Annotated in this window: 18 protein-coding genes; 12 read left to right on the plus strand and 6 right to left on the minus strand. The window is 63.7% G+C overall.

The window, feature by feature from the left end:
- Positions 1–576: 576 nt before the first annotated feature.
- Together RMN95_RS16250 and RMN95_RS16255 are read right to left on the minus strand one after the other, a co-directional pair.
- On the minus strand, positions 577–1,308 hold the full coding sequence (locus tag RMN95_RS16250; RefSeq protein ID WP_309617945.1) for a GntR family transcriptional regulator: 732 nt from the start codon (positions 1,306–1,308) through the stop codon (positions 577–579).
- A gap of 117 nt (positions 1,309–1,425) precedes the next feature.
- Complete coding sequence (locus RMN95_RS16255) at positions 1,426–2,181, minus strand: SDR family oxidoreductase (RefSeq protein ID WP_309617946.1); 756 nt, start codon at positions 2,179–2,181, stop codon at positions 1,426–1,428.
- Positions 2,182–2,445: 264 nt separating this feature from the next.
- On the opposite strand from RMN95_RS16255, the gene RMN95_RS16260 reads away from it, so the two are divergent.
- From RMN95_RS16260 to RMN95_RS16280, 5 genes are read left to right on the plus strand one after another with little or no spacing between them, the layout of a single operon-like run.
- Positions 2,446–2,601 (plus strand): hypothetical protein, encoded by a 156-nt coding sequence (locus RMN95_RS16260; protein WP_309617947.1) that lies wholly within the window; start codon positions 2,446–2,448, stop codon positions 2,599–2,601.
- An 11-nt stretch (positions 2,602–2,612) separates the two neighbouring features.
- The gene (locus RMN95_RS16265) at positions 2,613–3,473 is read left to right on the plus strand and encodes a fumarylacetoacetate hydrolase family protein (RefSeq protein ID WP_397545313.1); all 861 of its coding nucleotides are present in this window, start codon (positions 2,613–2,615) and stop codon (positions 3,471–3,473) included.
- Positions 3,470–4,471, plus strand: coding sequence for an aldo/keto reductase (locus tag RMN95_RS16270; protein WP_309617948.1), 1,002 nt, complete (start codon positions 3,470–3,472; stop codon positions 4,469–4,471). The genes RMN95_RS16265 and RMN95_RS16270 overlap by 4 nt, the downstream gene beginning before the upstream one ends.
- 34 nt (positions 4,472–4,505) lie before the next feature.
- Complete coding sequence (locus RMN95_RS16275) at positions 4,506–4,829, plus strand: L-rhamnose mutarotase (RefSeq protein WP_309617949.1); 324 nt, start codon at positions 4,506–4,508, stop codon at positions 4,827–4,829.
- A gap of 44 nt (positions 4,830–4,873) precedes the next feature.
- Positions 4,874–5,770, plus strand: a complete 897-nt coding sequence (locus tag RMN95_RS16280) for an amidohydrolase family protein (RefSeq protein WP_309617950.1) — start codon at positions 4,874–4,876, stop codon at positions 5,768–5,770.
- On the opposite strand, the gene RMN95_RS16285 is transcribed toward RMN95_RS16280, so the two are convergent.
- Positions 5,716–6,897 carry a GDSL-type esterase/lipase family protein gene (locus RMN95_RS16285; RefSeq protein ID WP_309617951.1) on the minus strand — a complete coding sequence of 394 codons (1,182 nt, stop codon included), beginning with the start codon at positions 6,895–6,897 and terminating at the stop codon, positions 5,716–5,718. The genes RMN95_RS16280 and RMN95_RS16285 overlap by 55 nt on opposite strands.
- Positions 6,898–7,069: 172 nt before the next feature.
- On the opposite strand from RMN95_RS16285, the gene RMN95_RS16290 reads away from it, so the two are divergent.
- The 6 genes from RMN95_RS16290 to mutM all read left to right on the plus strand — a co-directional run bounded on the left by RMN95_RS16290 (position 7,070) and on the right by mutM (position 12,257).
- On the plus strand, positions 7,070–8,296 hold the full coding sequence (locus RMN95_RS16290; protein ID WP_309617952.1) for an FAD-binding domain-containing protein: 1,227 nt from the start codon (positions 7,070–7,072) through the stop codon (positions 8,294–8,296).
- A gap of 101 nt (positions 8,297–8,397) precedes the next feature.
- On the plus strand, positions 8,398–9,720 hold the full coding sequence (locus RMN95_RS16295; protein ID WP_309617953.1) for an aspartate aminotransferase family protein: 1,323 nt from the start codon (positions 8,398–8,400) through the stop codon (positions 9,718–9,720).
- Positions 9,721–9,737: 17 nt separating this feature from the next.
- Positions 9,738–10,307 carry a DUF177 domain-containing protein gene (locus RMN95_RS16300; RefSeq protein ID WP_309617954.1) on the plus strand — a complete coding sequence of 190 codons (570 nt, stop codon included), beginning with the start codon at positions 9,738–9,740 and terminating at the stop codon, positions 10,305–10,307.
- A gap of 2 nt (positions 10,308–10,309) precedes the next feature.
- The gene (gene rpmF, locus RMN95_RS16305) at positions 10,310–10,513 is read left to right on the plus strand and encodes a 50S ribosomal protein L32 (protein ID WP_309617955.1); all 204 of its coding nucleotides are present in this window, start codon (positions 10,310–10,312) and stop codon (positions 10,511–10,513) included.
- A gap of 55 nt (positions 10,514–10,568) precedes the next feature.
- A complete protein-coding gene (gene rnc / locus RMN95_RS16310; protein WP_309617956.1) occupies positions 10,569–11,246 on the plus strand; it encodes a ribonuclease III in 678 nt (225 codons plus the stop codon).
- A 6-nt stretch (positions 11,247–11,252) separates the two neighbouring features.
- Entirely contained in the window at positions 11,253–12,257 is a 1,005-nt protein-coding gene (gene mutM / locus RMN95_RS16315; RefSeq protein ID WP_309617957.1) for a bifunctional DNA-formamidopyrimidine glycosylase/DNA-(apurinic or apyrimidinic site) lyase, read from the plus strand.
- Here mutM and RMN95_RS16320 read toward each other — a convergent pair.
- Genes RMN95_RS16320 through RMN95_RS16330 form a run of 3 tightly spaced genes read right to left on the minus strand, consistent with a single transcriptional unit; the run spans position 12,254 to position 14,722 of the window.
- Positions 12,254–12,727 (minus strand): DUF4279 domain-containing protein, encoded by a 474-nt coding sequence (locus RMN95_RS16320; protein ID WP_309617958.1) that lies wholly within the window; start codon positions 12,725–12,727, stop codon positions 12,254–12,256. The two genes, mutM and RMN95_RS16320, sit on opposite strands and share 4 nt — an antisense overlap.
- Before the next feature lie 53 nt (positions 12,728–12,780).
- Complete coding sequence (locus tag RMN95_RS16325; protein WP_309617959.1) at positions 12,781–13,584, minus strand: DUF899 domain-containing protein; 804 nt, start codon at positions 13,582–13,584, stop codon at positions 12,781–12,783.
- 58 nt (positions 13,585–13,642) lie between these two features.
- The gene (locus RMN95_RS16330; RefSeq protein ID WP_309617960.1) at positions 13,643–14,722 is read right to left on the minus strand and encodes a GNAT family N-acetyltransferase; all 1,080 of its coding nucleotides are present in this window, start codon (positions 14,720–14,722) and stop codon (positions 13,643–13,645) included.
- Between the two features lie 287 nt (positions 14,723–15,009).
- On the opposite strand from RMN95_RS16330, the gene smc reads away from it, so the two are divergent.
- Positions 15,010–18,573: a chromosome segregation protein SMC gene (gene smc, locus RMN95_RS16335; RefSeq protein ID WP_309617961.1), complete on the plus strand. Its 3,564-nt coding sequence runs from the start codon at positions 15,010–15,012 to the stop codon at positions 18,571–18,573.
- The last annotated feature ends 15 nt before the right edge of the window (positions 18,574–18,588 follow it).

Raw genomic sequence — 18,588 nt, forward strand, 5'->3', positions numbered from 1 at the left:
GCGGCCGCCTCCGCGGATCGGTCATCACCATCATGTTTCTTCGAACTCACAGCATCCAGTGTCGTAGTCATCACGGCACCCTTCCCGCCACGCTCACGCGCGGCGCGTCAAGCCGGAAACACCTTTTAATGCACAGTCCCAGCTACGTGGCCTCCCCGTCGGGGGTGCAGATCAAGTAGAACCGAATTCTCTAAAAATATCGGGGTGGGATGCTCAGTAGCCGTATCTGGCGTTGCCGACCAGGTCGGATCGTTTCGCCGTTTCCCTCGACTTTCCTAAGGGAACGGGGTCGAATTGATCAGTCGCGTGATCTCACCCCTGGACTGTTGAGGCAGATTCAGGGACGTGGAGAGCAGCTGGGTATTGCGGTTAGTTTCCACACACGGGGTTCAATACCCTCATTCAACGATTAACACCACCCACGCGGTGTCCACCGAATAGGACCGCTTCACCTAAAGCATGCGGGCCCGTTGGGAGGGTTCGTCAAATCAGGTTCGGGTAATTGTGTAGGTGCGAACATGCCCACTTCGACCTTTGCTCCGGGCAGCAACACCCCGGGATCCGAAAACCTCACCCTCAGGCGTGCAGCGCCTCGATCGCGGGAATGAAACGCCGCCGCGACGAGTCGATGTGGCTCCGCATCAGTTCGCTGGCCGAATTTCCGTCGCCGCCCCTGATGGCGACGGTGATTTCAATATGTTCGTTCAGGGCGAGTGGGCGTTCACCGTCGCGGTAGTACTCCTGAAACATGTCCTGCACAAATTCGCCCTCGCCCGACCCGCTCTCGGCATTGCTGAAGCTCGCCTTATGCACCCGAAAGAGATGCATGTGACAACGGGTGCGAATGAAGGCTTCCTCCACGAGCGGGTTCCCCGATGCCCGTGCGACCAGTGTGTGAAAGCGCGTGTCGTGCTCGACAAATTCCGTGTAGGTCGATGAGGTTCCCGTGCGCGAGATGTGTTCGGCGCGCTCGAGCTCCGCTTCGAGCGCTTCAATTTCACGACGTGTGCTGCGACGGGATGCTTCGGCCGCCGCCCACGGTTCGATGACCCCGCGAAACTGAAAGAGGTCGTCGAACTGCTGCACCGAAAGCAGCCTGGTCGTCTCATAGCCCCGAAGCGGGATCTTCGTCACGAGCCCATCCGCCTCGAGCCGGGCCAACGACTCTCGCACCGGAGTCTGCGAAACGGAGAGGTCTCTCGCGAGCTCGTCGATCCCGAGATGCTCGCCGGGGGCAATGTCATGCTCGAGAATCATGGCCTTGATCAGGTCATACGTGCCGTCGGCGAGCACGGTACGCCGAGGCAAAGTGCTGGGGCGTCCGTCCGAATCTGGAACCATCGTGTGCCGCATTCTCTTCGACCAATCTTTGGACTCAGGATGCCCCCTACCGCGACAGGAGCATCACAGCGCGCCGCACGACGATCATTTCATGCTGCCGACGCGCAGGCCATCCATGCCGCCATCCACGGCGAGCACCGTCCCGGTGATGGATCTTTGATGAGGGCTGGCAAGGAAGCAGATCGCCGCCGCCACTTCCTCTGCGGTTACGAGGCGTCCGGAGGGTTGCCTGCCTTCCAGGGCAGCGCGCTCGGCTGTCGGGTCGGCGGCGCCGTCGAGTAGGCGCGCTACCCAGGGGGTATCGGCTGTCCCGGGGTTCACACAGTTCACGCAAATATTTTCGTGGATCAGATCGGCCGCCATCGCTCGGGTGAGAGCCTGGACGGCTCCTTTGCTGGCCGAATACACCGCTCGCTGTGGCAACCCCACGGTTGCGGCGATGGAGCAGGTATTGACGATGGCTCCCGCGGCACTGTGCCTCAGCAATGGCAGCGCGGCCCGGCTGACCCGAGCGATGCCCACGACATTGATATTCAGCACCGTCATCCACTGGTCGTCGGTCGCTTCCTCGACGCTCCCTACGGCCCCAATTCCCGCATTGTTGACCAGAATATCGACGACCCCGGTCTGTGCTTCGAGGAGCGCGAAGGCCGCTGACACCGATTCGACGGAACCGACATCGCACCGGATCCATTCGGCAACTGGCCCCATCTGCCCCTCGGCCAGGTCGAAGCCAAAAACTCGCGCACCCGAACCGGCCAGTTTCTGAGCGGTGGCCAGTCCGATTCCCGATCCGGCGCCAGTAACTATGGCGGTGAGGCCGTCGAATTCGTGTGACATTGCGCGGGGTGCTCTCTCGATAAAAGGTTGCCACGAAGGGAATCTTCGTGCGGACCATCCATGGTCACTATAGGATTTATGCTAATCGTGTAGGATAAGCTTACCGGACGGAGGAAGCTTTTCGTTGCTTCGCCGCAGGAAAGGGGTCAGCAATGACAGCTTTGGTGCCCCGCACACAGTCGTTGCCCCGCTGGAGTTCGCGTTCGCCGCATCCGCCAAGGTCAGACAGCATGATGCCCAGCCCTGCTGGGCGCAGGAGGAAAAATGAGAATGACTAACGACTTCCGCGCGGTCGAATACGAAGGGGGAGTGGGCCTGTGTGAGACTGTGCAGCACCCGTCGACGTTCGACTTCGTCGTCGTTGCGCGCACGATGGAGGAGCGTATGGTCAAGCCCACGGCGAGCGGGGGCGGTCTCTGATGTTGAGATTCATGAGGGTAGGGCCGGCCGGGTCGGAGCGTCCGGCGGCGCTCGACGATGATGGCGTGCTGTGGGATCTCTCCGGGATTACGGCCGATATCGACGGTGATTTCCTCGCGGCAGGCGGTCTGGATTCCGCGGCCGCTGCGGTGGAGTCGGGCGAGTTGCCCGTGATCGACGATCCAGCGGACGGCACCGGCATGCGCATCGGGGCTCCCGTTGCCCGCCCGCAGGCGGTGATCTGCGTGGGGATGAACTACGCGGCCCATGCGGCGGAATCCGGCTCGGAGCCGCCTACTCGCACCGTCATCTTCTTCAAGCATCCGAATACGATCGTCGGGCCGTTCGACGAGGTACTTATCCCGCCCGGATCGACCAAAACCGACTGGGAGGTAGAGCTTGCGATCGTGATCGGCACGCGCGCACGCTACCTCTCTTCGCCGAGCGAAGCGTTATCGCATGTCGCCGGATTCGCGGTGTCGAACGATGTCTCCGAGCGTCATTATCAAATCGAGATTTCCGGCGGCCAGTGGAGCAAGGGAAAAAGCAGCGAAACCTTCAACCCGCTCGGGCCGTGGCTAGTTCGTCCCTCCGACGTGGGGGACGGATCCGGCCTCCGACTCCAATCGTTCGTCAACGGCGCGGCTCGCCAGAACTCGACCACGTCCGATCTGATCTTCGATGTCGCGCAGGTCGTCTTTGATTTGAGTCAGTACCTGGTGCTGGAGCCGGGCGACGTCATCAACACGGGAACCCCCCAGGGCGTCGCCCTCAGCGGCCGGTTTCCCTATCTCGTTCCCGGCGACATTGTCGAGTGCGAGGTTGACGGGCTCGGACGCCAGCGCCAGGTCTTCGCGCAGGCACTGCCGTGACGGCGCGAAGGCTCGGCCGTACCGGGCTTCAGGTCGAGCCCTACGCGTTCGGGGTCGCTCCGCTGGCGAATCTGGGGCGCGAGGTCACGGATGACGACGCAGCCGCGGCGCTCGACGCCGCCTGGACTGCCGGCGTGCGATATTTCGACACAGCCCCGCACTATGGACTTGGATTGGGGGAGCGTCGCCTTGGTGCATTTCTCGCCACCAAGCCGCGGGAAGAGTTTGTGCTCTCGACCAAGGTCGGTCGAATTCTTGTCGACAATCCGCGCGGGGTGGAGCCCGATGACGACGGTTTCGACGTGCGAACATCACTCCTACGGCGACGGGACTACACAGCTGATGGCGTCCGCCGATCCCTCGAGGACAGTCTCGAGCGGATGGGTCTCGACCGCGTCGACATTGTGTTTGTGCACGATCCCGATGACTTCTACCGTGACGCGATGGAGGGGTCATTCCCTGCCCTTGACGAGCTGCGTCGCGAAGGCGTGATCGCGTCCTACGGGGCGGGGATGAACCAAAGCGCAATGCTGGCTGACTTCGTACTCAACACGGATCTCGATGTCGTGATGTGTGCTGGCCGGTACACTCTGCTCGAGCAGGGCGCACTCGATGACCTGCTGCCCGCGGCATCCACTCGAAATGTGTCAGTCGTCGCGGCTGCGGTGTTCAACTCCGGCCTACTCGCTCGTGACCGACCCGTTGCCGGTGTGACGTTCGACTACGCCCCTGCTTCGGCTCCACTACTGGAACGGGTTGGCGCGTTGGCCGACGTCTGCGAGTCCCATGGAGTCACGCTGCCGGCTGCCGCCCTGCAGTTCACGCTCGGGCACCCCTCGGTAGCGACCGTCTGCACGGGCGCGCGTTCGGCTGACCAGGTACAGCGAAATGCGAGTCTGTTCGACGTGAAGATTCCCGCCGCGCTCTGGGCAGATCTTGTGTCCTCGGGCCTGATCCGTGCCGATTCGCCACTGCCAGCAGTAGCGAGTGGCACATGACCGTTATCGGTGTCGACATCGTGAGCGAGATCACATGAGACGCATCGCATCGGTAATCGGGCTGCGGCCCGGCAGCGTTGAACGATACGAGGCACTCCACGCAGCGGTGTGGCCTGCCGTGTTGAGGCGTCTTTCGGCAAGCAATGTAGCGAACTACTCGATCTATCGCCACGGCGAGCTGTTGTTCTCGTACATGGAATACGTGGGCGACGACTTCGACGCCGACATGGCCGAGATGGCGGCGGATAAAGCCACGCAGGAGTGGTGGGCTGTGTGCTCGCCGCTCCAGGATCCGCTTGACACCCGCGCCGAGGGCGAGTGGTGGAAAGAAATTCCCGAGGTTTTCCATCTCGAGTGATGGGGGCAATTCCATTTCATGAACCGTTGCCCGAGGAGTTTTTCATGACCGATCTTTCCCAGCCGACGCGGATGATCGACGCACACCAGCACCTCTGGAAACCGTCCGAGAGGCGATACGAGTGGCTCACGGCCGCGGGAGCACCGCTCAATGCCGACTTCGCGCCGGAAGACGTCGAGGCGGATGTTTCTGCCGCAGGAATCACCGCAACCGTGCTCGTGCAGGCTGCCGACACCTATGAGGACACGTTCTACATGCTCTCAGTGGCATCCAGAGTGCCCGTCGTTCGTGCTGTCGTCGCGTGGGTACCACTCGACCGCACCGACGAGGCAAAAGCCGCGCTCGACCTCTATTCCCGGTCGCCGGTGGTGCGTGGCATCCGGGTGCTCAACCACAACTACTCAGACCCGCGCTGGTTGTTGCGAGATGACGTGTCTCCGACGGTGGCACTGCTTGCGCCCCGCGGACTCTCGCTCGATGTGGTCAGCGTCTCGCCCGAGCACCTCGTCATGGTCGCGGACCTGGCAGCGCGGCATCCGGAGCTCACCATCGTGCTTGACCACCTCGCAAAGCCCGACATCTCCGCCCACGGCTGGGAGCCGTGGGCGTCGCTCATCGCCGAGGTCGCCGCTCACCCCAATGTGAGTGTGAAAGTCTCCGGGCTCAACACCGCGTCGGGCGCCGACTGGACGTGGCAGGACTGGTTGCCGTACGTCAATCACGCCGTCGAGCATTTTGGCTCGGCACGAATGATGATGGGAAGTGACTGGCCAGTCTCGACCCTCGCGGGCGATTTCGGCGGGGTGTGGCGGGCCCAGCGCAGGGTTATCGGTCACCTCGGCCTCGAGCAGCAGGCCGATATCCTGCATCGCACTGCCGAGCGCGCCTATTCCTTCGACGCCTCGACGCCTCCTTCCTTGGCGCCTCCTGCCTCGGCGTGACGAGTTCGTGCCGCTGAGATCGCGTCGTGCAGATCGTTGCCAGCGACGCGGCCGAGGTCGCTAAATCTGCTCGCTATCATCCGATAGCCGTCGGTATCGGGATGAACGGAATCGTATAAATGGGAGGAATCATGCTCTCCCAGCAGCCGACGTCCGTCGAAATGGAACAGCGCGCGGTCGTGGGTGACGCGATCCGCGACGACCCGGTCGAGCGCGTGACGAATATCCATGAGGGTGAGGTTTCCGGTTCCCGCGGCTGTCCACCTGCCGTCCGGGCTCATGACGGTCGGCCCGGGGGTGAACTCGTGGATGCCGCAGAATACCGGGCTGATCACCACGATGGGCGTGTCAGGGTGACCATCGCGAATGGTGTCGAGGAAACCGTGGATCACCGGTGACAGGCTGCGAGCAGCGAAGGCATCCGCGCCGACGATGTTGATTCCGATTTTGAGAGTGATCAGGTCGGCGGGAGTATCGCGGATCGCTCTGGCCGCATAGGGGTCGAGCATGCAGCTGCCGGCGAGGCCCATGCTGATGAGGTCGAGGTCGAGCTCGCGGGAAGCGGCGGCGGGCCAGGAATCGCTGGGGTCGGGTGTGTCGACGCACTGGCTGATGGAGCTTCCGTAGTGGATCCACCTGAGCCGAGGTGCCGCACTGCTCGGCATCACGGGCGCATCGGCACGCAGGAGATTGATCGACACTTTCGCGTCGTGCGGAAACCAAATCTGAAAACTGCGGCGGTCGGGCGCTAACGCTTCTGAGATATCGAAGAGAACTGTGGCGGTTACCGTGTCAGTTTCACTGACCCGGCCGGCGTCAGCAGTTGCCGGAACCTCCTCGGTCCGCACTCGCTCTCCATCCACAAAGAGGCAGAACGATGACGGGGTGTTGCCGGTGATCAGAGGGTGGCGCGTAAGTGTGACGTTCAGTTCTATCCTGCTGGCGGCAGACTCGAACTCCAGTCGTATGCCCGCGGAGAAAGAGGCCACAGCCCTTGAGAATTCGTCGAACATTTGCTCAAACGCCCGGTCAGGCAGGCGAAGAGGCGTGAGGCCTGGGCCTCGAACCGTGTCGACCATCCCGAACAGGAGTGGCTCAATCGCCACGGGATCAAGTGAGAAGGTCATATTCCGTCTTTCGCTATCCACTCCGGCACTAACCATGTCACCAACGGCAATCGAGATTGCAATCCATGAACGTGCACAAAGCCTATGGGAAAGAGAATTACTCGATTGAGGTGAAGCGGCGAGAGTGCTGAGACTCCCGCGTAACGGCGGTGGTGATCCGTAGGCTGCAAACATGATTCACTCCTTCTCCCCCACCAGGGAGGCCGGGCTTGCGGCGCTTACCACGTTCATCCCCGAAGCCGGCCGGCGCTACGCCCAGTCACGCAACCACGATCTGGGGCCCGACGCGCGCTCGAATGTGTCGATGCTCTCGCCCTATTTGCGCCACCGACTCATTACCGAACGCGAAGTGGTGGACGCTGTGCTCGCACGGCACACCGTGGCGTCAGCGGAGAAGTTTGTGCAGGAGGTGTTCTGGCGCACGTATTGGAAGGGTTGGCTCGAGCTGCGACCGGCCGTGTGGCGGAGGTATCGGCACGATGTCGCCGCCTTGCTCGACCAGCGCGATACGGCCGAATGGAGGGATGACCTCGCGGCCGCCCTCGCGGGAAACACCGGAATCGACTGCTTCGATGCCTGGATCGCCGAGCTTGCGACCGAGGGCTACCTGCACAATCACGCCAGAATGTGGTTCGCCAGCATTTGGATCTTCACCCTCAGGTTGCCGTGGCAACTCGGTGCCGACCTCTTCTACCGCCAGCTTATTGATGGGGATGCGGCATCCAACACTCTCTCGTGGCGATGGGTTGCCGGGCTGCAGACCCCCGGCAAGACCTACCTGGCCACCGCGCACAATATCGCGACCTACACCGAGGGTCGATTCTCGCCGCACGGACTCGCGACGCACGCTGAGGCCCTCAGCGAGGAGCGCCTTCCCGATCCGGCTCCCCTCGTGGAGGTGCCCGCCCTTCCTCAGGGGCGCGCGGGACTGCTAGTGCACGACGACGACCTGCATCTCGAAAGCCTTCACTTTCCCGGGGTCGACATCGCCTGCGTTTCGGGCGCCAGTGCTGTCGCGGCTCGATCGGTGCTACCCCTCCCATCGCTGGTCGAAGACTTCACCCGAGCGGCGGTGAGCGACGGGATATCGAGAGCGGCTCAGAATCTCGCGAACTCTTCCCAACCCCTCGCCAGCGAAACGCTGTCTGGACTCAACGCTGACGCTGTGGAGCGGTGGGCCGGTGCTCATAATCTCACCACTATCGTCACCGCGCACGCGCCCGTGGGGCCGGTTCAGGAGGCCTTACTCGGCATGGCAGCGCAGCTCGCCTGCAGGGGAATCACGGTCGCTACCGCTCGTCGAGACTGGGACAGTCTCGCGTGGCCGCATGCGCGACGCGGTTTCTTCCCGTTCCGCGAGCGGATCCCGAAGCTTCTCGCACAGCAGCAGATTGGGTGAGGAAATGATCGATGCGTGATGCGGCGAGCCACGATATTCTGGAGACAACCCTTAGCCAGAATGAGCAGTCCGACGGCCTGTGGCACCGAGAAAGTAGTCCAGTGAGCAACCTCAATCCCGCCGACGGCAAGCGCGCCTATGATCTCGATCGGGCGCATGTCTTTCACTCCTGGTCGGCGCAGGGCGCGCTAAACCCCATGGTGATCGCGGGAGGCAAGGGCTCGGAAGTGTGGGACTTCGACGGCAATACTTTTCTCGATTTCTCCAGCCAACTGGTGAACACCAACCTTGGCCACCAGCACCCGGCGGTGGTCGCCGCGATCAAGGCGCAGGCCGACGTCCTGACGACGGTCGCGCCCGCACAGGCGAACCTGGCTCGCGGCGAGGCCGCACAGCGCATCGTCTCCAAAGCCGATGCGCATTTCGGCAAGGTCTTTTTCACTAACGGCGGCGCCGATGCCATCGAGAATGCGATCCGGATGGCACGGCTTACGACCGGCCGCGACAAGGTGCTCTCGACCTACCGCTCGTACCACGGCAATACGGGAGCCGCGATCGTCGCCACGGGCGACTGGCGACGGATGCCCAATGAGTACTCTCGCGGGCACGTGCACTTCTTCGGCCCCTTCGCCTACCGCTCCGAGTTCTGGGCAACCTCCGAGGAAGAGGAATGTGAGCGCGCGCTGCACCACCTCGAGCGGGTCATCGTTTCAGAGGGTGCATCCACGATTGCGGCGATCCTGCTGGAGACGGTTCCCGGCACCGCGGGTGTTTTGGTACCGCCGCCGGGCTATCTTCCCGGGGTACGTGCGCTCTGCGACCGATACGACATCCTGCTGATCCTGGATGAGGTGATGTGTGGATTCGGTCGCACGGGCGAGTGGTTTGCCTGGCAGCGGTTCGACGTGGTGCCCGACCTTGTGGCCTTTGCCAAAGGGGTCAATTCGGGCTACGTACCGGCCGGTGGTGTGCTCATTTCCGAGTCGATCGCGAATGAATTCGAGACGCAGGTCTTTCCCGGCGGGCTCACCTACTCAGGGCACCCGTTGGCGATGGCATCCATCGTCGGGGCGATTGATGCGATGGATGCCGAGGGCGTCATCGAGAATGCCCGCATGATCGGAACTGATCACCTCGCTCCCGGGCTCGCCGACCTGGCTCAGAAGCACGAGCTCATCGGCGAAGTGCGCGGGCTGGGGGTGTTCTGGGCTCTGGACCTGGTCGACGACCGCGACTCCCGACAGGCGGTCTCGGGCGGGGTCATCCTGCAGCTCAAAAAGGCGATGCTCGCTCGCGGGTTGTTGCCGTTCAGTGCGGACAACCGCATCCACGTGGTGCCGCCGTGTATCGTCACACCCGACCAGGTCGCGCAGGCGCTCGCTATCTACGATGAGGCGTTCACTGAGGTGGAGGCGGCGCTGTAGGGCTAGAATCTACCCTCGTGTCACACCTCATCCAGACCCCGTACACCGTCGCGGTGCACGACCTCATGCATCGCCCCGGCGAGATGCGCGAGAAGCCACTCGACATCATCGTGCCCGAGGGATTCGGCAATGCCGTCATCGGCGTGAAGACCGCCTCGACACTGCACATCGATTCTCGGTTTGAGTCGCTCCACGATGGCATTCTCGTCTCCGGGAAAGTGCGCGCCACAGCGGACGGGGAGTGCGTCAGGTGCCTCATTGAGGTCACGCTCCCGGTTCGGGTCGAATTCCAGGAGCTTTTCGCGTATTCTTTTGACGAAGCTTTTGACTATACGGTTCATGACGACTACGTCGATCTGGAACCCGTGGTCAGGGATGCGGTGGTGTTGTCACTACCGTTCCAACCGGTCTGTCAGGACGATTGCCTTGGCCTGTGCCCAGAATGTGGGGCGCGGCTTCTGGACAATCCGGGCCACGAGCATGAGGCTCCCATCGATCCACGCTGGGCGGCACTTGCCGGGCTCGAGAACCTGAACGACACCATTACCAAACACCCCGTCGATACTGACGCCGAAGGAAAGAGTTAGCCATGGCTGTACCGAAGCGCAAAATGTCGCGGGCAAGCACCCGCATGCGCCGCGCCCAGTGGAAGGCCACCGCCCCCACGCTCGTCAAGACCGTCGAGAACGGCAAGACCGTCTACAGCCTTCCGCACCGCGCGAAGGTTATCGAGGATTCGACCGGCACCCCCCTGTACATGGAATACAAGGGTCGCAAAGTCGCTGACGTCTGAGTTGATGGCTCGCCCTCCGGCGACGCATCGATCCGGGCACATTATGACGCCGAATATGGATGAATTCTCGACCATCCTCGGCGTCGTCATTGCGCCCGCACTCTATGAATTGGCGTTGACACACAGGTCGTTTGCCTACGAGAACGGTGGGCTGGCCCACAACGAACGCCTCGAATTTCTTGGCGACTCGATCCTCGGGCAGGCCGTCACAGTCATGCTGTACACCGAGAACCCCACTCTCGACGAGGGTGAGCTGGCCAAGAGGCGCGCAAGCCTCGTGTCGAGTGTCGCGCTCGCAGAGGTTGCTCGTTCAATCGGCCTCGGGGCGCACATCCGCCTTGGTCGCGGAGAAGAGCTCACCGGTGGTCGAGATAAGTCTTCGATTCTGGCCGATACCGTCGAGGCGATCATCGGTGCTACCTACATCGACCTCGGTGGAGAGGCCGCCACCGCCCTGGTGTTGCGCCTCATTCGCCCGCTGCTGGAGGATCCCAACCGGTTCGGCGCATCCATGGACCCGAAGACCAGCCTGCAGGAGCTTGCCGCGCGCCTGCGCCGGGGCCTTCCGGTCTACCAGGTCGTCGATAGCGGGCCGGACCACTCGAAGCGATTCCATGCGACGGTGTTTCTCGGATCCGACTCGATCGCCGAGGGGAGCGGCTCGAGCAAGAAGCACGCCGAGATGGCCGCGGCGTTGCAGGCGTGGACATTGCTGCAGAGCGCTTCACAGTAGCCTCGCGTGCCTGAGCTGCCCGAGGTTGAGGTCGTGCGCGCGGGCCTAGAGCCTGCCGTGACCGGCGCGAGCGTGGCATCCGTCGCCATATTCGACGAGCGCTCCCTGCGCCGCCACGACGGCCCGGCCGAAGACTTCGTCGACCGCCTGACCGGTCGCACCATGCTCGCACCGCAGCGTCGCGGCAAGTTCATGTGGATCCCCCTGTCGGAAATTCAGGAAATCCCGAGGCCCATCGTGCGCACCCCTTCGGAAATTCAGGAAATTAGCGCTGAGAGCTGGGAACCTGGCGCAGCGAACGCCGGAATCCAGCGGGCACCGCACGGTGGGCTCTCGGCACTTCCTGAATTTCCGAAGGAGGCGCTGGTCACCCACCTCGGGATGAGCGGCCAGGTGCTGCTGAGAGATGTGGCGACGGATGACGCGCGCACAAGAATCCGCATCGACCTGCAGCACCCCGAACACGGGCCACTGCGGCTGAACTTTGTCGACCAGCGCATCTTCGGCTCGATGGCAATCGATCAGCTCGTGAGCTCGCGGGACGCCGCCGATCTCGTGCCATCGAAGGTCGCCCATATCGCCCGGGATCCGCTGGACGAGCGGTTTGATGACGCCCTGTTCCTGGCGCAGCTCGCTCGTAAAAACACTACGATCAAGCGGGCGGTGCTCGACCAGACACTGATCAGCGGCGTTGGCAACATTTACGCAGACGAGTCACTGTGGGCCGCCAGGATTCACTACGACCAGCCGACCGCGACGCTCGGCAGGGCCCGCGCGACGCGGCTGCTGGCAGAGGTGCGGCTGGTACTGCGCAAGGCCCTCGCGGAGGGTGGCACCAGCTTCGACGCGCAATACCTCAATGTCAACGGGCAGTCTGGCTACTTCGCCCAGTCTCTCAACGCCTATGGGCAGCAGGGGAAGCCATGTCCTCGGTGTGGACGGCCCATTGTTCGCGAATCATTCATGAACCGTGGATCACACTTCTGCCCCCGGTGCCAGAAGGTGCGCTAAGCCTCAGGAGTCTCGTCGGCAGGCGAGGAGTTATCGCCGTTGCCGGTCTGCCGGAAGAATACCTGCCCGTGGAAGTCGATGTCGAGCGCGCCCATCGCGGCTAACAACTCGGCAGGCACCAGGAATCCGGCCTGCATCCGGTCGGAGTAGCCGTTCCACGCGATTTCGACGAAGTAGTGTTCACGCAGTTTGTCGAGAGCTTTGCGTTTCGGCTGAAGCGTATCGATGAGCACCTGCACGCTGGAGAAGTCTGATTCGTCACTCGACAGCGGCTCGGGCGAGTCGAGCACCCAGATCGAATGGGTGCGCTCGCGCATAGACGGCTTTCCGTCCGAACCCGGACGCACACGGCCGACCGGGTCACCGAGTTCGGCGGTGGCGGTGGGTTGCAGTCCGAGAATCTTCGTCACGGCCGCGGCTGTATGCGTGAGGCTCTTGATTGAGAGACTCGCTTTTCCGTCGATGACCACCCGCTAACACTAACGAACCTCAAGCGTGGCAGACACTTCAGTCGTGAAGGAACTCATAGTGCATCACTGTCGAGCACGCGCATTGCCGGACCGCCCACCTGCAGGCCCAATGGTTCCGCGCGGCCGTCCGGCTGTTCCCATGCCTCGTGGCGACCAAGGGCGGTCAGGTCGAGGTAGCGATATCCATTGTGAAACTCCTCGAGGCCACGACCGTAGGTGGAGTAGGTGTGGAACACTTCCTCGCCCACCCGAAGGAACGCGCTGATGCCCGGCACCTCCTCACCGCGCATCTTCTCGGTCCACGGTCCGCCCGTCCATGGTGTTCCGGCAACCGCGAGCTCTGCCTCAGTACGGAAATGGAGCAGCACCGGCGCGACCCGATCGTCGAGGGTGGCATGGAAGTCATAGTTGAAGCCGCCACCCACAGACGAGTACCAGGGGAATGTCCACCCCATCTTCGCCCGAAATTCGGCGATCTTTTCGTATGGCGCCCGCGAGACCGCCACGAGTGTCGTGTTGCGAACATGAAGTTGTCGCAGGTTGCCGATCTCGTCAGCGGCAGAGGAACAACTCGGGCACGCCTCGTCCCACTCCGGGCCCATCATGAAGTGATGCATGACCAATTGCTGCCGCCCATCGAAGAGATCCAGCAGGCTCACCGGGCCGTCCGGGCCGTCGAAGGTGTAGTACTTCTCAACGCGGACCATTGGCAGCCCGCGGCGGTCGGCATTCACCCGGTCGCGGGCCCGGGTCAGCTCCTTCTCCTTCTCCAGCAGTTCTTTGCGGGCCGCGAGCCACTGCTCCTGCGAGACCACCTCGGGTAGATTGCCCATCATCGTCACCTCGTGCACTCCCACGACGCCTCGACAAATTTGGTTGCCTCAGGCATGTCAGGCATGCCCTGCTTCTTCACCGTCATTGAGCTCTCCCTAGATTCTTGCGCCACGCGCTTTCGCTGGAGATCGCTACAAATCCAACGGCCTCATTGACGCCGAGCATGTGGCGGTTCTCCTCGGCGTTGAAGGTGATGACCGAGGGATGCCCTGGCGCAACCCGCTCGAGATGGGCGAGATTTGCGAGCTTCAGCAGCATCCCGAGCCGATGTCCGCGGTGCTCACGCAGCACCAGCGTGGCGTACTGGTCAACGGCCCTGTGTGTCTGCGCCGGCACGGAAAGAACGGTGAAGCCGACGAGGTGGCCGCTGGGAACGTGCTCGGCGACGACGGTCACGCGTCGCCGCGGGCTGAGACGATCGGTGCGCTCATCCGATTCGATGATGCGCTCCACTGTCCATACGTCCTCGGGTTCCTCGAGGCCGGCGGAGGGGGCATCCGTGCTCATGCGGGTGGCGAGGTGGGCGAGGTCTTCGTGCCAGCGCTCGGGCGTGCTGCGCTCCCAGTAGTGCAGGCGATAGTCCCCTCCGCTGATGCGTTCGGCCTCCTGCAGCAGGGTTTCGATGTCGGTAACCGGGAGGGTGAGCCTGCTCGCTCGTTCGACCTGCTCGAAGGTGTACCCGCGATTCAGCAGAAACCGCGCGTCAGGGTGCCCCGCGGAGATCGAACCGAATCCCGTGGGTGAGGGTAGTTGCTCGCCAGCCAACAGGGGAATCGGTGTGTAGACCAGAGCCTTCTGCTTACCGTCGGAAAGTGCCATCGCCTCCACCGAGTCTGCCAGGGCCGTTCCGATCCCTTGGCCTCGAAACTCGGGCAGCACCTGCGCGACCAGCCAGGCCGAGTCTGCCCCATCCCCAACCTGGGTCTCATAGATGCCGCGGCCCACGACCTGTCCGTTCAACCGAGCGATAAGCATCCGATGCGGTTCGTGGGGGTTGAGAAAATGTGGCAACTCCTCCGCGGGCTCGTAACTGATGTCTGTCGTGCCGAATCCGATTGCCTCAACGACGTTGCCCACCTCGATCGCGGCAATGAAGTCGGTGGCGTCGGCCGACTCGATGGTGGCGGGGATCGTCACTTCGTCGATGGTGAACGTGGTCATGGCGGTTGTTCTCCCTTCGACTAATAGTGAGCAGCCGTCCAGAGTACAACCGTGAGGCCCCGGGCCAAAAGACCCCCGCTCGAAGCATGAGAGGCGAGGCAGGTCGCGAACGTTACAGGCTCGAATGGCCTCAGTGAGATCGTCGACCGCTACCTCCCTGAAAGGGCGACAGGAGGTCGCGATGACATCACAATCATGACCGATCGTGTCGCGAGCCGCGTATCGCGGCTAGTGCCCCACCGTCGGGTACCGTGTATCGAGCACACGGGACAACGAAGGGCGGCGACTTGTACCTGAAGAGCCTGACCCTCAAGGGGTTCAAGTCTTTCGCGCAGCCGACCACCTTTGCCTTCGAGCAGGGGGTCACCTGCGTGGTCGGCCCCAACGGCTCCGGCAAGTCCAACGTCGTGGATGCCCTGGCCTGGGTCATGGGGGAGCAGGGCGCCAAGACCCTCCGCGGCGGCAAGATGGACGACGTCATCTTCGCCGGAACCGCGACGAAGGGTCCGCTCGGCCGCGCCGAGGTCATCCTGACCATCGACAACGCCGACGGAGCACTGCCGATCGACTACACCGAAGTGACGATCAGTCGCACGCTGTTCCGCAATGGAGGCAGCGAGTATGCGATCAACGGTGGGCAGTGCCGCCTCCTTGATGTGCAGGAGCTGCTGAGCGACAGCGGGCTCGGCCGCGAGATGCACGTCATCGTGGGCCAGGGTCAGCTCGACGCGGTGCTGAGAGCCAGCCCCGAAGAGCGGCGCGGTTTCATCGAGGAGGCGGCGGGCATCCTGAAGCATCGCCGCCGCAAAGAGAAGACCATCCGCAAGCTCGACGCGATGCAGGCAAACCTGATGCGACTGTCCGACCTCGCCGGCGAGATCAGGCGCCAACTGAAGCCGCTCGGGCAGCAGGCCGAGATCGCGAAAGAAGCGGCATCCATTGCGTCGATTGTTCGGGATGCCCGGGCCAGGCTTCTGGCCGACGAAGTGGTCGAGCTCAGGGCCGCCATCACCGGCTTCAGCCGCAGCGAGTCCGAGCGCAAGACCGAGCGCACCGTACTGCAGGAACAGCTGGATCAGGCGAAACTTCGCGAGGGACGCATCGAGCATGCACAGGTCGGCGACGCGGTCGATCTCGCACGGCGCACCGCCTTTGGCCTCGAGTCTGCCCAGGAGAGGCTGCGCAATCTTTACACCCTCGCCAACCAGCGACTCGCGCTGCTGGGGCAACAGGGCGACGGGCCGTCGATGAGCAGTTCCGTCAGCCAGGCCTCGGTGCAGGAGGCCCGTGACGAGGCACTGCGGCTGACGGCGGGGGTGGCTAAGGCTGAGGAGGCCGTGGGGGCAGCTGCTGCGGCATCCGCCACCGCGAGAGCGTCGCTGGATTCGCTCGACGACGAGATCTCGGCACAGAGCGCGCTGGTCTCCCGACACGAACTGGAACTCGCCGGGCTCGCGTCACGGGTCGACGTCGCGAGGTCGACGCTGGCCGCGGCCCGAGGCGAACTGCTGCGCCAGCAGAATGCGCTCGAACAGGCCCAACAACGACGGGATGACACCCGTGCCCAGTTCGTCGCGCTCGAAGCCACCGCCGCTACCGCTGATGACGGCGACGGCTCGCGTGAGGCCGCTTTCGAGGCCGCCGAAGCGCTGGTCGCGACGATCCAGGCTCAAATCGAGAGCCTGCGTGACGACCTGCATGCCGCCGAGCGCGAGCGGGATGCGCTCGCCGCGCGCAATTCGGCGCTGTCGCTCGCGGTAGACCAGAAGGATGGCTCGAGTGCTCTCGTGGGTGCCAAGCTCCCCGGAATCCGCGGCCTGGTTGCTGAGCATGTCACGATCGAGCCGGGATTCGAAGCGGCGATCGCGGCCGCCCTCGGGTCGCTCGCCGACGCGGTGTTGGCCGATGACGCTGAGAGCGCTTTTTCGGCTCTCGCCTATTCTGCTGCGAAAGATTTCGGACGGGTCGAGGTAGTCATAGCCGGCTCTGCCGCCGTGGCGCCAGCGTCGACACATTCCGGCGTGCGCGCCGCGGTCGATGTCGTCGCGGCCCCGAACGGTGTCATAGGTCTGCTCGCCGACGTCTATATCGCCGACGACCTCGACGCCGCCCGCTCCGCGTTCATCGCCATTGACGGCGCGACATTCGTCACCCGCGCCGGCGATGTGCTCACCCAGTACGTGTTGCGTGGTGGCTCCGGCGCGAAGCGATCCCGCCTCGAACTGGTAGCGGAGCGCGACGCCGCCGCCACCAGACTTGCCGTCGTCACCACCCACATCGAGCGCACCAGATTCGCTCTTGCGGAGCGCCGGGGAGCCCTCGATACGGCGAAGGTGGATGCCGCGACCGCCCTCACAGCACTGCGTGAGTACGACGCAGCCCTGGCTGCCCAGTCCGAGCAGCTCTCCCGGTTCCGGATCCAGCTCGAGGCCGCACAGGCCGAGTGGGAGCGCCTGTCCTACTCGCTTGAGCAGACCGCGGAGAAGGTCCGGGATGCCGAATCCGCCGTCGGCCGTGCGAGCTCAGCCCACGACGACTACGCATCCACGCCGCGCCCGATGCTCGACGTTTCGGCACGCGAGGGCATACTCGGCGAACTGGAGGTCGCTCGCGCCGAGGAGCTCGAGCTGCGCATCCAGCTCGAAACCATCCGCGAGCGGGTCAGGGCCGAACGAGCCCGGGCCGAGGCCCTCGCCGCGCAGCTCATCGCCGAGCGTGCTGCGGCAGAGGAGCAGGCGCGGCTGACCGTGATCCGCCAGCGGCAGGTGGCCGCGGCCACCGACGTCATCGCGGCTCTGCCTGCCGTTCTCGACGCAGCCGATCGCTCCGTGTCTGAGGCGCGAGTGCAGTTGGCAGCGCGCGAATCCGAACGCTCGGCCCAAAACGAGGAGCTCACACGACTGCGCCGCGAGGAGGGCTCGCTGCGGGAGAGGCTCGCTACCGTCAGCGAGAACGTGCACGGCCTCGAGATGCAGATCTACGAGAAGAAGCTGCACCTGTCGACCCTGCTCGAGCGCTCGGGCGACGAGCTGGGCCTCGTCGAGGACGTTCTCGTTGCCGAGTATGGCCCGCAGGAGCCGGTGCCTGAAGACCTCGCCCCTGCCGACGCCGAGCACCTCTCGGGCTCGGTCGGCGCTGGGGCCGCACAATCGCTGGCGCAATTGCCTCAGCTCCACCGTGCATTCGTGCGAAGCGAACAGCAGGCCCGCCTGGCCGCCGCCGAGCGCAAGCTCGCCCGGCTCGGCCGCGTGAACCCGCTCGCCCTTGAGGAGTTCGAGGCGCTTGAGCAGCGCCATAAGTTCCTCACCGAGCAACTCACCGACCTCACGAGCACCCGCAAAGACCTGCTGACGATCATCGACGAGATCGACGAGAAGATGCAGGATATCTTCGGCAGCGCGTTCGAAGACACTCGCGATGCGTTCGACGAGGTCTTCCCAATCCTGTTCCCTGGCGGCACCGGCAGCATCCACCTGACCGACCCGGAGAACCTGCTCACCACCGGCATCGAGGTCAGCGTGAAGCCCGCGGGCAAGAAGATCGAGCGACTGTCGCTGCTCAGTGGCGGCGAGCGCTCACTCGCCGCGGTGGCGCTGCTGATCGCGATCTTCAAGGCGCGCCCGAGCCCGTTCTACATCATGGACGAGGTCGAGGCGGCGCTCGACGATGCCAATCTCGGCCGACTGTTGACCATCTTCGAGGATCTGCGCGAAGCATCCCAGCTCATCATCATTACCCACCAGAAGCGCACTATGGAGATCGCTGACGCACTCTATGGCGTGAGTATGCGCGCCGATGGTATCAGCGCGGTGGTGGGCCAGCGGGTTGCCCGGGAGCGAGCGACGGTCTGACCCGAACGCGCCGGA

The organism is Salinibacterium sp., assembly GCF_031364185.1.
Taxonomy (GTDB): Bacteria; Actinomycetota; Actinomycetes; order Actinomycetales; family Microbacteriaceae; genus Rhodoglobus.

What these genes read in the sequence shown, in the direction of transcription:
- RMN95_RS16255 (WP_309617946.1), bottom strand. Translation starts at nt 2,181, where the DNA reads ATGTCACACGAATTCGACGGCCTCACCGCCATAGTTACTGGCGCCGGA.
- RMN95_RS16260 (WP_309617947.1), top strand. Translation starts at nt 2,446, where the DNA reads ATGAGAATGACTAACGACTTCCGCGCGGTCGAATACGAAGGGGGAGTG.
- RMN95_RS16265 (WP_397545313.1), top strand. Translation starts at nt 2,613, where the DNA reads ATGAGGGTAGGGCCGGCCGGGTCGGAGCGTCCGGCGGCGCTCGACGAT.
- RMN95_RS16275 (WP_309617949.1), top strand. Translation starts at nt 4,506, where the DNA reads ATGAGACGCATCGCATCGGTAATCGGGCTGCGGCCCGGCAGCGTTGAA.
- RMN95_RS16280 (WP_309617950.1), top strand. Translation starts at nt 4,874, where the DNA reads ATGACCGATCTTTCCCAGCCGACGCGGATGATCGACGCACACCAGCAC.
- RMN95_RS16285 (WP_309617951.1), bottom strand. Translation starts at nt 6,897, where the DNA reads ATGACCTTCTCACTTGATCCCGTGGCGATTGAGCCACTCCTGTTCGGG.
- RMN95_RS16290 (WP_309617952.1), top strand. Translation starts at nt 7,070, where the DNA reads ATGATTCACTCCTTCTCCCCCACCAGGGAGGCCGGGCTTGCGGCGCTT.
- rpmF (WP_309617955.1), top strand. Translation starts at nt 10,310, where the DNA reads ATGGCTGTACCGAAGCGCAAAATGTCGCGGGCAAGCACCCGCATGCGC.
- rnc (WP_309617956.1), top strand. Translation starts at nt 10,569, where the DNA reads ATGGATGAATTCTCGACCATCCTCGGCGTCGTCATTGCGCCCGCACTC.
- RMN95_RS16330 (WP_309617960.1), bottom strand. Translation starts at nt 14,722, where the DNA reads ATGACCACGTTCACCATCGACGAAGTGACGATCCCCGCCACCATCGAG.